The following is a 13,172-nucleotide window of genomic DNA, read 5'->3' as shown; positions in this document are numbered from 1 at the left end:
CCGAAGAGGGCTCCTTTGCGTTCAGCAATTCCGTGCGATTTGTCCCGGTGCCCGATGGTAGAGATCCAGAACTTGTTCGGCGAACCAATCGGGGACTTCCATTTCGATGTGACACATGCCGTTTCCGCGCCATCCGCAGAAGAGTTCTGTGTCGACCCACCTTCTCGCGGGCGGCCGGCGGTGGTGCGCTTTGACAGGGACCGTCTTGCCCTGACGCCAGGCCATGAAAACCTCAACAAGGAGGCGGCGGACATCGGCGGCGCGTGCGGTGCGGCTGAACATGCAAACGATAAGCGCCTGGGGCTCGTTGAGGTGATATTCGGTCACGAGGTGACGGGCGCCGTTGGCGCGGAGTTGCGCCCTGCGGCGGGGCGCAAGGGTGCCGAATGACTCAAGCTCATGCCGATTGCGCTCGATGATTTCTCGGATCTTGCGCGGGCGCTCAAAACCTAGCGCCTCAGCAAGGCGCAGGTCGAGCACACGCGGCTCGTCGTTGATGACGTGCAGGTCGGAAACTGAGATGAGATCTTGCATGGTGGTGCTCCACAGCGATGTTGCGCGGAGCGCCGGCCGTTTCTGATGCGGTCGGCGCCCAGGGCTCAGAAACACGGCTGTGGTCGTGCCTCCATGCCTTTGGGCTTGCGCCTTGGACATGCGCATGGAGACCCTGGACTCTATCGGCAGAACGCACTCTCGGGGAAGCGGGTCCGCCACAGCACATATGGGTTTCTGAGGCCCATGCGGGAAGGATGGCGGCGAACGCGATTCTTGTCAAGGCAGGAGGTGAAACCCCGCGGGCGGGGCTTCACATGAAGGCGGCCGATATCCAGACGGCCAGGATGGCGGCACCGGCAGCGGCGCGCAGGGCGGATGCGAGCAGGGCGATCATTCGAGCCATCCCATCCATTGAGCGAAGAAGCCGATTGCCAGCACGACGGATAGCGCCAGCATGGGCGAGGCGGCGATGAGGGCGCCGAACTGATATTCGTTCATGCCCTGGCGCTCCCTTGCAGGATGGCGCGGCCCGCGTTGGTGATGCAGAAGCGCCGGGGCTGACAGCGGCGGGCGAGTCCCTTGGCGACGAGGCGCCCGCAGGTTTGGACGTCGTAAGGTTCGCTCGCCTCGGCATGCCCTGCCGACGCCATGCGCGCGAGCCAGCGGAGCTGACGCGGGCCGACGTGGCGGTTGTTTTCGAGGACGGCCAGGAAGTCGATAGCTTCGAAGACGTCGAGGCGCCCAATCTCTTCGCCGGAGGCGAGCGAGAAGAGCACGCGCCGGCCATCGTTCGCGGTGCGGTCGTCGCGCCGATGCCCAAAGCCGAGCTTCTCGAGACAATGACTGATGGTCTCGTGCTTGCTCATCGCCGGCCCTCCTTGGCGTTGAGCTTGTCAGCGGCCCGTTGCGCGGCTTCGCGGGACCGGAAGAGGCGTAGGCGGCCTTTCGGCCCACAAGCTTCCTGGAATCTAGGTTCGCCCGGCGGCGGGTTGTGGAACGGCGGATAAAACTGGCGAACCACACGCCACCCGCCCGGATGTCCGCTGGCGGGAAGCCATTGGAGCCAGTAGTCGGCGCTTTCCTTTGTCATGGGAGGAGGAAGCATTTCAGCGCTCCCACACGAGGCGGCCGTGCTCGTCGAGGACGCTGTAAGCGTCGGCCGAGTATGCGTCGTCGCCCGGTTGCCACTCGGCCGACTCGGCCCGCAACAACGCGAGGCGGCGCGCCTCCTCGTGGTCGGGCGCCTCAACTTCGATCTCGGCGACTTGCTCGACATACTGTTGCAGTTGCACTTTGAATTTCGGCATGGCGGTTCTCCTGGTGTCGGGCAATGGCGCCCGCTCATGCCGGCGGCACGCGCCGGCATTGGCTGGCGTCACGGGATGAGACCGGCCGCGCGCTTTTGGTCTTCCGACAGCCAGAGGCCGCGCCGATTCAGCTCTTCAAGAGCCTCGGCTTGCTCAGGTCCGCGCATGTGAATGGCGCGGATGATGACGGCATAGGCAGGAACGGACGCGACAGGCGCGAGCGTCGCTTTCGGCCCGTGCCAGCCGAAGAAGCGGCCGGACGTGCGGCACAACAAGGCAATGCGCCATTTGCGACAGCGCTTGGGCTTGGCGGGCACGTACCAGCGCGCGGCGTCCTCGCGCTCGAACGTGAGCGCGACGGCCTCGGCTGCGGCCTGGGAGGGGTAGAGCGTGGCGGGCATTGCGGACTCCTGTCGGGGTTGGGGAGGCGGTATTTGCGCAACTCGCGCAGGTTGGGGCGAGCCAAAGCCCGCCCCGGCGCTCGCTCAGGCGGCCTTGCGAAGCTCCGCCATGCGCTCAGCGAGCACCCACAGCGCCTTGTTGAGCTTCACATCCTGGTCAATGCCGTTGACGGCGCGCGTCGAGACGCGGCGAGGGCGATTGTTGGCGTCGCGCGCGATGCCGCGCAGTCCGCCACGGATGACGTTTTCTTGCACGACGTTGAAGGTCATCCAAAGATCGCTCTTGTTCGCGTCGTCATAGCGGCGCGGCAGCAAGAGCTTTTCGGGCTGAATAGGCGTTCTGATCTCGCCCTCGGCATCGGCGAAGCGCAGGACGTGCGCGGCCTCGGCAAAGGCTTGACGTTCCGGCGGGGAGAGCTGGAGCTGCGACCACTCTATGGGCGCTTCCAACGTCTTTTCGGCCTCGCCAAGCACGCGATAGGTGCCCTCGATAACCTTGGACGTGACGTCGCCCGAGTGGCGAACCTTCACGCTGTCAATCGTGCTCGTCTGAGCAACAAGGCTGTTCAGGCAGCGAATGCGGAAGAGGCCGGCCATCAGGTCGTATGCCGACGTTCCGTCGTTCGCGTTCTTGAGCAAGATTTCGCAAACCGTGTCGCCGACCTGATAGCGCCGGCCGTCATCCATCCGGCGCAGGCGGATAAGGTGCTTGGTGAAATCGCGCTTTGATACGTCACGCGAGCGCGATTGCTTGGCGCCGACAGGCAAGAAACCTTCCTTAGCGAGCCCGCGCAGCACTTCGATGGTGGGAATCGGCTTGAAGCGCTCAGAGCGGCTTTCGTGCGCCGTGGTCGCGAAGATGGAAGGCGCGAGCCGGAAAAGCTCGTCTTCCGTGAGAGCGCGGCCGGTATCGAAGCGGGCGGTTTGGGCATAGACAGTCATGATCGGACTCCTTGGCGGGTTGAGTGCGGAGCGCTTGTTGCGTTCTGCAAAATTACGATATGTGCGACTCGCGACATGAGTCAATCGCTTTTTGCGTGTTTTGCGCGTTTGTCGTCTTTCGCATGTTGCGACAATCGGCTAGAGCTGCTATATCCTTGCGCAAACGCAAGCAAAATGGGGCGATCTTGTGCGCAGCATTGCGAAAATGCAATTGACAGAGAAGCAGCGAATCTTTGTCGAGCGTGTGGGCGCTGGGGACACGCCGCAAGCTGCTGCCAAAATGGCAGGGTATTCCAGCCACCAGCAAGAAGGATGGCGGAATCTGCAATCTCCAGTCGTGCAAATTGCGCTGCGCCAGGAGATGCAGCGGCGCCTAGCCGTGGCCGCGCCGTTGGCGCTCAAGGTGCTCGTCGATATCCTCGAAAGCCCTAAGGCGCAGCACCGCGACAAGGTAGCCGCTGCGAAAACCGTGCTCGACCGGGCCGGATTCATCGCGCCGGCCGCCACAAAGCCCACAAACAGCGACGACAAGCCGTTGCATGAGGCATCCACGGCCGAGCTTCGCGAACGTGCCGAGAGGCTGGCGCGCGAGCTAGCGGAGCGCGCGACGCCAGTGCTGGAAGGGGTTAGCGTGCCAGTTTCGCCAACGGATGACGATCAAGTCATTGATATGCTTAGGTAGTTCGAGCCTATGACAGGCGGCAACGCGCCTGGGAGTGCCCTTCACCCCCCGGGCGGGGGCCGGCGCGCGGACTCCGAAATGCGCAGGGCTTTTCGACTAAATTGCAGGTGGGTAAAAATCACGCGGCGCGAACTGCGCTTGACAAATTGCGCAACTCCCTACAGCATTTGCGTCATGGTGCGGTGGATGGGTTGCGCCGCTCGGGGCTAGCGGCCCGGATATCAGCTCCCCATTCCGAAAGCCACCCCGAGGGCCGCACCTCCCCGTTCCCCACCCCCGAGGATCCCCACCCATGGACGCCGAAATCAAAGCCCGTTGGCTCGAAGCGCTCCGCTCCGGCCGCTACAAGCAGGGCAAATACCGACTGCGCACGCACGACGACCAGTTTTGCTGCCTCGGCGTGCTCTGCGACCTGGTCGAACCGGAGAGGTGGATTCCGGCGGAGGATGGGGGAGAACCCGTCTACGCTCATGGGCACAGCCACTTCATCGGCTTCCCTGCCCTCGACATGCTCGGTGGGGGCGGCCTCAGCTCCGGCACCGCATCCACACTCATCAAACTGAACGATGCCGGCGCTTCCTTCCCCGAGATCGCCGACTACATCGAGGCGAACCTCTGATGCGCCGGCTTCGCCGCCTCCCGCCTCGGCCGCCGGAGCCGCCGGAAGGCTTCGTGACGCTCACCGCCCGGTTGGTCGACGCGGAGCGGTTCGCCAGAGTCAAGCAGGACATCATGGCGAAATACGACGCGCTCCCCCGGCACATTCGCGACCTCTTGAAAGATCCCGAGGGCCTCTACTACGGCACCGGATTGACAAAACGCGCAACTCGCAACACGATGTGAACTAATCGAACGCCCCGGCAGCGTTTCAGGACTTTGCGCCGCCGGGCATTGAGGCCACCCGCTCAGTCAGGCGGGGAATAGGGCGGGTGGCCTCCTCCACAAGAGGTTTTGCGATGGCCGAGCCTTACGCAATCCTGCTCGCCGGACTGGTCCAAATCGCCATTGAGGCGCTCAAAGTCTTCGGCATCGGCCTCCTGGGAGGCGCCGGTTTCTGGCTTGCGGCGCGGCTACTGCGCACCTCTTGATTTTGCAACTCGCAACGTGATAGTTTCGGCCCGTTCCGGGCTGTAAGGCCGCCTCGCCAGCGGCATCCGAATGGCTTCACGACTGCTGTCGTGGATGAGGGCCAGGATGCCGCAGCCGCAAAAATACTTCCCCTCGTTCAGCTTCACGAATTTCTCGACGCTCAGTCCGACGAAGCAACAGCCGGGCCAGCAGCTCGACGCGCAGTTCAACGCGCTCAAGCTCACGACTGACGAGATCATCACGAACCTGGGGCTCATCCAGCGCGACGACGGCTTGCTGGCCAATCGCACGGTCGGCCGCGAGCAGCTCCGCGAGGACATCACGCTCGGCTTCAACGCGCCTTCGCCGTGGGAGCCGAACACGGTCTACACCGACTTCGACACGGTCTTCTACGACAGCAAGTTCTACGAGGCGCGCGCCACCCACACCTCGGGTGAGGTGTTCGACCCGGCGCAGTGGAACCTCATCGCCGACTTCACCGTCGCGACCGCCGAGGCGCAGGCCTGGGCGGATAAAGCGCAGGAATGGGCCGAGAAGACGGACGGCCCGGTCGAGCCCGGCCAGTTCTCGGCGAAATATTGGGCGACCTCGCCTGATGTGGCGACGGTGGCCGGGAACATCGCCGCTGTTCAGACGGTGGCCGATAACATCCAGGCGGTCATCGACGTCCCCGACAATATCGAGTTGGCGGCCTTCTACGCCGTGCGGGCGCAGGAATGGGCCGAGAAGACGGACGGCCCGGTCGAGCCCGGCCAGTTCTCGGCGAAGTATTGGGCAGGCGTCGCGAACGAGGTCGCGATCCCCAACGGCAGCATCACTGCGGTCAAGCTGGCCAACAGCGCCGTCACCGAAACCAAACTTGCCAACAGCGCCGTCACCGAGGCGAAGCTAGCCGATAACGCGGTCTCGGCGCGGACGCTGGCCACCGGCGCGGCGACGCGGCCCAAAATCGCCAACGACGCGATCGACGCCGCGAAGATCGACGCCGCTGCGTCCGCGGCGATCCTCGACAAGCTCATTCCAGCCGGCGTCATCTGGCCGTTCGGCTTGCCCGAAAACGAGATCCCGGCTGGCTGGATCGCGCCTTACGGCCAGCAGATCACCACCGCGTATCCGGTCCTGCGCCAGAAGCTGCTCGACGCCGGCTCGCCCTACGGGACGGCCGGCGGCAACCCGCTGGCGCCGGATTATCGCGGCCGTGTCCTCGTCGGCAGGGACAACATGGGCGGCGTCACCGCCGGCCGCATCACGGCGGCCGGCTCGGGCATCGACGGGACGGTCCTTGGTGCCGCGGGCGGCGCGCAGAACGTCACGCTGAGCGAAGCGCAGATGCCGGTGCACAATCACACGGCGAGTTCGGTTGTGAACGATCCGGGGCACTCTCACTCGGATGTTCGCACCGACTATTGGGGCGTCGCGAACGGGATCGTCGGGGGCTCGACGCCTCCCTACACGGGGTCCGGCGGCTCGGCGTTCACCGGCATCACAGTGACGACCACCATCCAGAACAAGGGCGGCGGCCAGGCGCACCCGAACGTGCAGCCGGCGGCGATCGTCAACGTCATCATGAAGGCGCACTAGAATGCCGTACCTGCAGCCCTACGAGCCGGATTACAGCTTCTTCGGGTTCCAGAACGCGAACCCGCAGAGCCCGTTGCCGGGTGACAGGCTCGACGCGCAGCTTGAGGACGTCGCGTTCTCGCTGGAGCAGGTGATTGCGTTCCTGCAAGGGTTCACGACGGCCGAGGGCAAGCTCGCGCCCGGCAGCGTCGGCCCCGACCAGCTCGCCCCGTCCATCAGCCTGTCGTTCGAGCCGCCGGCCCCGTGGCAGCCGAACACGACCTACACGACGCGCTCGACGGTCTTCTACGCCAACGACTTCTACATCGCGAAGAAGGACCACGTGTCGGGGGCGGTATTCGACCCGAGCAATTGGAACCTCCTGGCGGACTTTTCGCAGATCCTTGTCGGGGCTGAAGCGGCGAAGGTCGCGGCCGAAGCGGCGGCCGTGTCGGCCGCAGGCTCGGCGAGCGCCGCCGGAGGCTCCGCTACCGCCGCAGCAACAGCGGCCAGCAACGCAGGCAACAGCGCGACGGCGGCAGCGGCATCGGAATCGGCCGCCGCCACCTCGGAGACCAACGCTGCCGCCAGTGCGGCGACGGCGTCGGACGCTGCGGCAGTGGCGCAGACGGCCGCCGTGCAGGCGTCGGACGCGGCAACGGCGGCGGCCACATCGGCAGTCGTCGCGGAGCAATGGGCGGAGGCGGCGCAGGAGGGTGCGCTGCCGGACGGCAGTGTGACGACGGCGAAGCTGGCGCTCGGGGCTGTCGACAGCGACCGGCTTGCGGATGGCAGCGTGACAACGGCGAAGCTGGCGATGGAATCTGTCGACAGCGACAGGCTCGGGAACGGGAGCGTCACCGCAAGCAAGCTGGCGCTCGGCGCCGTTGGCAACGGGCAGCTCGCCGACATGGCCGAGGGCACGATCAAGGCGCGTGCTGCCGGGGGCGATTCCGGTCCCCCGCAGGATCTGTCGGTCTCCGACGTGCTGAACATGATCGGCACGACCCACGGGGATCTCATTTTCCGGGGGGAGCATGGTTGGGAGAGGCTCGCGCCGGGCGGCGTGGGGCAGGTCCTGGCGACATTCGGCGAAGGTGGCAATCCGGCGTGGATCGACCCGCCTTCCGGCGGCGGGAAGCTCGACGGCGTCGGCAACATTGACGTCATCACCGGCGGGACAACGCTCCTGCGTCCTCAAAGCGACGACCAGTTCCTCCGCATTCGCGCGCTCGAAGGCTTCGGGGGCTTCCCCTACACCCACAACTTCGACCTCGAAACCGGCGTCGCTGAGGAAGGCGACTTTTTCTTTATTCACCTGACGCTCAACTCCGGCGAGGACACCGCCACGGTGAACTTCCGCAACGGCACCGGCGGCGCGGTGCTTTGGGGTGTGACGTATTCCGGCTCGATCGCCCGGTACTCGCTTTGCGTCGTCTACGACGGCGCCGCCTGGCGCGTGGCCTGGGTGATCCAAAGTCTGGCGTGAGGCACATGAACCAGCTCGACGAAATCTCCCGCGCCATCGGCGAACTCTCGGCCAAAGTGTCGGGAGTTGAGAAAACGGTTGCGCGCATCGACGGCAAGATCGGCGACGTGGTGGAGCGTGTCGTCAAGGTCGAGAGCACTGTCAGCGAGCACGAGGAGCGCATCGATGGCGCCGAGGCGGTGGCGAAGCGCGTGGAGCGCTACGAGCAGCGCGCCGTGGGCGGTGTGGCGCTTGTGACGCTGGCCGCCGGGGGCCTCGGCGCGATGGCCTGGGCCAAAATTCGGGAGTGGCTCGGCATATGAGCGACGACTTCCGCATCAAGGAGCAGCTCCTCAAGGCGACGCGCCGCGAGATTGCAATCCGCGAAGGACGCGACGACCTGCTCCGTTACATGCAGCTTACGATGCCGGACCCGGAGGATCCCGAGGATGCCGACCGGAGCGCGTACATCGTCACGCCGCAGGCGCGGATGCTCTGCCAGATCGTCGAGAAGGTCTACGCCGGTGAGATTCCGCGTGCGGCCGTGTCCATCGGCCCGCAGCTCGGCAAGTCGCAGATCCTCACGCGCGCCGGCCCGGCGTGGATGAGCGGCAAGAACCCCCGCATGAACGTAATGGTGGGGGCCTACAACCAGGACTTCGCCAACGACTTCGGCAACGACGTCAAGACGATCGTCGAGAGCCCGGTGCACAGCCAGGTCTTTCCCGGCTATGGCCTGATGAAGTCGGCCGTCGACCAGCTCATCACGCACCGCGGGGGCAAGCTGTCGTTCGTCGGCGTTGGCGGCTCCGGTACCGGTAAGCCGGCCGACCTTTTCATCGTCGACGACCCCATCCGCAACGACGATGACGCGCAGTCCGAGACCTACCGAGAGAAGGTCTGGAAGTGGTTCACGAGCGTGGCGTTCTCGCGCGCCCGGACGGGCTTTCGCACCATCGTCGTGCACACCCGCTGGCACGAGGACGACCTCATCGGCCGTCTGTGCGACCCGGACCATCCCGAGCGCAACAAACGCTTCAAGGGGATCGCCGACAACTGGAGGTATTACAACCTGCCGGCGGTCGTCGACGACCCCAAGCTGGCCAACGCGCTCGGCCTGACGCTGGAGCCGCAGTCGGACAAGCTCATCGTGTCGATGTTCGGCACGAAACCGATTGCCGCGCTCGCGCCGGAGATGAAGGATCTGCGCCTGCTCGCCGAGGCGAAGAACCTCGACTCGCGCACCTTCGGCGCCCTCTACATGGGCAGGCCGGCGCCCGAGGACGGCGACTACTTCAAGGAGGCGGACCTCGTCCCCTATTACAGCGAGGACGAGCTGCCGCTCGTGCTCGAGGTCTTCGGCGCGTCCGATCACGCCGTGTCCGAGAAGCAGCGTGCCGACTACACGGTGCTCGGCTGCGTCGGCGTAGACTCGAGGGGCGATATCTGGGTGCTCCCCGACCTCGTGTGGGAGCGTATGGAGACCGACGACACCGTCGAGGCGCTCCTCAACCTCTTCAAGACGCGCAAGCCTTTGCTCTGGTGGATGGAGAGCGACCTCATTTCGAAGTCGTTCGGCCCGTTCCTCTACAAGCGCATGGAGGAAGAGAACGTCTACTGCACCATCGACCCGGTGACGGTCTCTCAGGACAAGCGCAAGAGGGCGCGCGCCATCCAGGGCCTCATGCGCCGCAAGAAGGTGCACTTCCCCGCCTTCGCGAGCTGGTGGCCGCAGGCCAAGCAGCAGCTCCTCAAGTTCCCGTACGCCACCCACGACGATTTTGTCGACTGGCTGGCGCACATCGGGCTCGGCCGCGTCAAGGAGACCGAGCCGAGCGAGGCCCGCAAGGCCGCCAACTCCAACGAGCCCCCGAGCGGCTCCATCGCGTGGGTGCTGCGGCAAACTGAACAGGCCGAGCGCGCGGCGAAACGCCGTGCCGCGACGGCGGGATGGTAGCGTATGGACGATTTCGCCGAAACCGTGTGGCTCGACAAGACCGAGGAGGGGAGCCAGTACGGCTCGACCCCGGTCAAGGTGCCGGACGACGCCGAGAAGGCCGCACCCGCTCAACTCGCGCTCATCGAACAGTGGATCGAGCGCGTCAAGCACGCCAAGCGCTATTTCGAGAAAGACTTCGAGCGCATGGACAAGTGCGAGCAGCTCGCGACCGATGGCGCCGAGCAGGAGTGGATCGCCGGTAACAACTACACCGTCCCGGTGACGAACCGCCACATCAACCTGGCGGTGGCGGCTCTCTACGCACGCAACCCCACCATCGTAGCCAAGCGACGGAAGAGGCTCCAGTTCCAGTTGTGGGATGGGAACCCCGAGACGCTCATCGCCGCGATGCAGGCGGCGCAGGGGGGCGTCGACCCGGCAACGGGCATGGTCCAGCTCCCCGACCCGAACGCGATCGCGCTCGTTCAGGAAGTGCAGCAGGCGAAGCAGTACAACCAGATGGTCGAGCGCATGGGGAAGACCATGGAGATCCTCTCCATGTACTTCTTCAACGAGCAGACGCACGGCTACAAGGAGGAGTTCAAGCAGCTCGTCCGGCGCGCGAAGACGACCGGCGTCGGCTACGTGAAGCTCGGGTTCCAGCGTATCCTCCAGAAGCGGCCGGACGTCATCGGCAAAATCCAGGACGTCACCGACGAGATGGCCGCCATCCAGGCCGCCATGCAGGATGCCGCGGAGGGCAAGCTCGAGGCCGATTCCGCGCGACTCGGTGAACTCGAGACCATGCTCCAGGCACTCCAGCAGGAACCCGACCTTATTGTGCGGGAGGGGCCGGTCTTCGACTTCCCCCGCTCGAAAGAGATCATCATCGACCCGAAGTGCCGGAACCTGCGCACGCTTGCCGGCGCCCGGTGGCTGGCGCACGAGTTCGAGATGACGCCGGAGGAGATCAAGGAGACCTACGGCATCGACGTCGGCACGGCGTACACCTCGTATGACCCCGCCGGGAACGGCATCAACATCGACTCCACCGCCGGCAAGGACTGCCGAGGCGTGGCGAAGGTGTGGGAGGTGCAGGACAGCCGGACGCAAACCGTTTTCACCATCTGCGACGGCTATCCGAACTGGCTCAAGGCGCCGGCACCGCCGGATGTGAAGATCGACCGCTTCTTCACCGTGTTCCCGTTGGTGTTCAACCAGGTCGAGAACTCGAAGAAGCTCTATCCGCCGTCCGACGTGTGGCTGATGCGCCATCCGCAGCAGGAATACAACCGGGCGCGGCAGGGGCTCCGCGAGCATCGGCAGGCGAACCGGCCGAAATATGCGGTGGCCAAGGGCAAGTTCGAGGAGACGGATCTCCAGAAGCTGGAGAACCATCCGTCGAGCGCCATCCTGGCGCTCAAGGGTCTCGGCATCAACGACAAGGTCGAGAATTACATCCAGCGCATTCCGTTGGTGAGCATCGACCCGAGCCAATACGAGGTCGAAGGCGTCTTCTCCGACATCCTGCGCGTCGTCGGCTCGCAGGAGGCGAATTTCGGAGCTACGCAGCGGGACGTCACCGCGACGCAGTCGTCGATCGCCGAGCAGAGCAGGACGGCGACCATTGCCGACTACGTCGACGACCTCGACGATATGCTGACGCAGCTTTCCCGCGGCCTCGGGCAGCTCATGCTCTTGGAGATGAGCAAGGAGAAGGTCGTCGAGATCGTGGGGCCGGGGGCCGTGTGGCCGGAGCAGATGCTCACGCGCGAGCAGGTCGTGCAAGACCTCTTCCTCGACATCCAGGCAGGCTCTTCCGGTCGGCCGAACCAGGCCGCCGAGCTGGCGAAGTGGGAACGTGCGACGCCGCTCCTCATCCAGATTCCTGGCATCGGGCCGAAGCCGATCGCGCGCAAGCTGTCCGAGCTGCTCGATATCGATCTCGACGAGCTGTACATCGAGGGCCTGCCGTCCATCATGGCGCTCAACGCGATGGCCGGAAAGCAGGCGCAGCCGGGCACCGGCGACCCCGCAAACGACCCGAACGCGCAGGGCGACCAGGGCGCGCAGAACGCGAGAAGGCCGCCGCAGAACGAGCCGGGACCGCAGCCGGCCTACCCGGCGCCGGCCTCCGGGCTTGCACCAATGCAAAATGCGGCTTGACCTGAGCTGCTAGTTTTGCGAAAAAGCAAAGAGCGCAAAACGCGCAACTCTCGCAAGGAGTGACCGTATGCCGGGTTCGTCGCCGGAAGATTTCGACCGTATGCCGGGTTCGTCGCCGGCCGAGGAGCCGGCCACGGCGCCGGTGTCTGGTGAAGGCGGAAACGACGCGGGTTCGCCGACCGCAGCAGCCGAGGACGGTAAGTCCCTTCTGGATGTTCTTGAGGGCGTCCTGGGGACCGGGAAGTCGTCCACCCCGGAAGGTGGTGAGGGCTCGGAACCCGAGGCCGAGCCGGCGGCCGAAGCGAAGGAAGGCGCGCAGCCATCCGACGACGAGGACGACGGTGCAGACCTTGGGCCTGTGACCGAGGAAGAACTCGCCAAGTATCACTCGAAGACGCGCAGGCGTATTCGCGGGCTTGTTCAGAACGTCGAGGCGCTCGGCCAAGAGGTGGAAACCCTCAAGCCGCACGCCGAGATCGGGCAGAAGCTCTCCGCGTATATGGAGACCACGGGTCTCGACCAGAACGACGTCAATCTCGCGATGGGTATTGCGAACCTCATTCGCAACGACCCGGAGAAGGCGCTCGGAGCACTGGTCCCGATCGTCCAGCACTTGCAGCAGAACCTCGGGTTCGTCATCCCGCAGGATCTCCAGCAGCAGGTGCAGCAGGGCCTCCTTACCGAGGAGCACGCCGCGGAGCTGGCGCGCACCAGGGCACGGGAGCGGATTGCGACTGAGAGGGCTGCACGCTCGACCGAAGCGGTAGTCCGCCAGAATCAGGCGCACCAGACCGAGAGGCTGACGGAAGCGATCACGGGTGCTGCGAAGGCGTGGGAAGCCAACTGGTCCAAGACCGACCCTGACTATGGGTTGAAGCAGGGCCGCGTGCGCGAGCTGATCGAACTCGACCTTTATCGGAACGGGCCGCCGGGTTCGCCCCAAGACGCTGTTTCCCGCCTGGAAAGGGTGAAGAAGCAGGTCGAGGAAGAACTCAAGAGGTTCGCCCCTCCGAGGCGAGAGATCAAGCACGTGACTGGCCAGGCTTCGAGTGGCGCAGCGCCGAAGCCCAAGTCCTTTGAGGAAGCCGTCGATTTGGTTCTCGGGCAAGGGATCGGTTGAGCG

Annotated in this window: 15 protein-coding genes; 10 read left to right on the top strand and 5 right to left on the bottom strand. The window is 65.1% G+C overall.

The window, feature by feature from the left end:
- Window positions 1-21: 21 nt before the first annotated feature.
- The 5 genes from GGR16_RS12975 to GGR16_RS12955 form a co-directional block, all read right to left on the bottom strand.
- Window positions 22-534: a hypothetical protein gene (locus GGR16_RS12975; RefSeq protein WP_183316905.1), complete on the bottom strand. Its 513-nt coding sequence runs from the start codon at window positions 532-534 to the stop codon at window positions 22-24.
- 455 nt (window positions 535-989) lie between these two features.
- On the bottom strand, window positions 990-1,361 hold the full coding sequence (locus GGR16_RS12970) for a hypothetical protein (RefSeq protein WP_183316904.1): 372 nt from the start codon (window positions 1,359-1,361) through the stop codon (window positions 990-992).
- Window positions 1,362-1,601: 240 nt separating this feature from the next.
- A complete protein-coding gene (locus GGR16_RS12965; RefSeq protein ID WP_183316903.1) occupies window positions 1,602-1,802 on the bottom strand; it encodes a hypothetical protein in 201 nt (66 codons plus the stop codon).
- Window positions 1,803-1,870: 68 nt separating this feature from the next.
- The gene (locus GGR16_RS12960) at window positions 1,871-2,203 is read right to left on the bottom strand and encodes a hypothetical protein (protein WP_183316902.1); all 333 of its coding nucleotides are present in this window, start codon (window positions 2,201-2,203) and stop codon (window positions 1,871-1,873) included.
- 84 nt (window positions 2,204-2,287) lie between these two features.
- Window positions 2,288-3,145: a DUF932 domain-containing protein gene (locus GGR16_RS12955; protein WP_183316901.1), complete on the bottom strand. Its 858-nt coding sequence runs from the start codon at window positions 3,143-3,145 to the stop codon at window positions 2,288-2,290.
- A 211-nt stretch (window positions 3,146-3,356) separates the two neighbouring features.
- Here GGR16_RS12955 and GGR16_RS12950 point away from each other — a divergent pair, with 211 nt between their 5' ends.
- From GGR16_RS12950 to GGR16_RS12910, 10 genes are all read left to right on the top strand, one after another.
- Entirely contained in the window at window positions 3,357-3,827 is a 471-nt protein-coding gene (locus tag GGR16_RS12950) for a terminase small subunit (protein ID WP_157672256.1), read from the top strand.
- 292 nt (window positions 3,828-4,119) lie between these two features.
- Window positions 4,120-4,446, top strand: a complete 327-nt coding sequence (locus GGR16_RS12945; protein WP_019403017.1) for a hypothetical protein — start codon at window positions 4,120-4,122, stop codon at window positions 4,444-4,446.
- 53 nt (window positions 4,447-4,499) lie between these two features.
- Window positions 4,500-4,670: a hypothetical protein gene (locus GGR16_RS12940; RefSeq protein ID WP_156332649.1), complete on the top strand. Its 171-nt coding sequence runs from the start codon at window positions 4,500-4,502 to the stop codon at window positions 4,668-4,670.
- Window positions 4,671-4,783: 113 nt separating this feature from the next.
- Entirely contained in the window at window positions 4,784-4,915 is a 132-nt protein-coding gene (locus tag GGR16_RS26420; RefSeq protein WP_019403019.1) for a hypothetical protein, read from the top strand.
- Window positions 4,916-5,021: 106 nt separating this feature from the next.
- Window positions 5,022-6,497: a phage tail protein gene (locus GGR16_RS12935; protein ID WP_019403020.1), complete on the top strand. Its 1,476-nt coding sequence runs from the start codon at window positions 5,022-5,024 to the stop codon at window positions 6,495-6,497.
- A 1-nt stretch (window position 6,498) separates the two neighbouring features.
- Window positions 6,499-7,965: a hypothetical protein gene (locus GGR16_RS12930; RefSeq protein ID WP_183316900.1), complete on the top strand. Its 1,467-nt coding sequence runs from the start codon at window positions 6,499-6,501 to the stop codon at window positions 7,963-7,965.
- 5 nt (window positions 7,966-7,970) lie between these two features.
- Window positions 7,971-8,267 (top strand): hypothetical protein, encoded by a 297-nt coding sequence (locus GGR16_RS12925; protein ID WP_183316899.1) that lies wholly within the window; start codon window positions 7,971-7,973, stop codon window positions 8,265-8,267.
- On the top strand, window positions 8,264-9,901 hold the full coding sequence (gene terL / locus GGR16_RS12920; protein ID WP_183316898.1) for a phage terminase large subunit: 1,638 nt from the start codon (window positions 8,264-8,266) through the stop codon (window positions 9,899-9,901). The genes GGR16_RS12925 and terL overlap by 4 nt, the downstream gene beginning before the upstream one ends.
- A 3-nt stretch (window positions 9,902-9,904) precedes the next feature.
- Complete coding sequence (locus GGR16_RS12915; protein WP_183316897.1) at window positions 9,905-12,049, top strand: hypothetical protein; 2,145 nt, start codon at window positions 9,905-9,907, stop codon at window positions 12,047-12,049.
- A gap of 67 nt (window positions 12,050-12,116) precedes the next feature.
- A complete protein-coding gene (locus tag GGR16_RS12910; RefSeq protein WP_019403024.1) occupies window positions 12,117-13,169 on the top strand; it encodes a hypothetical protein in 1,053 nt (350 codons plus the stop codon).
- Window positions 13,170-13,172: the final 3 nt, after the last annotated feature.

Origin of the sequence: Chelatococcus caeni (assembly GCF_014196925.1) — a bacterium.
GTDB classification, from domain to species: domain Bacteria; phylum Pseudomonadota; class Alphaproteobacteria; order Rhizobiales; family Beijerinckiaceae; genus Chelatococcus_A; species Chelatococcus_A caeni.
This window is presented reverse-complemented; position numbering and strand designations above follow the sequence as displayed.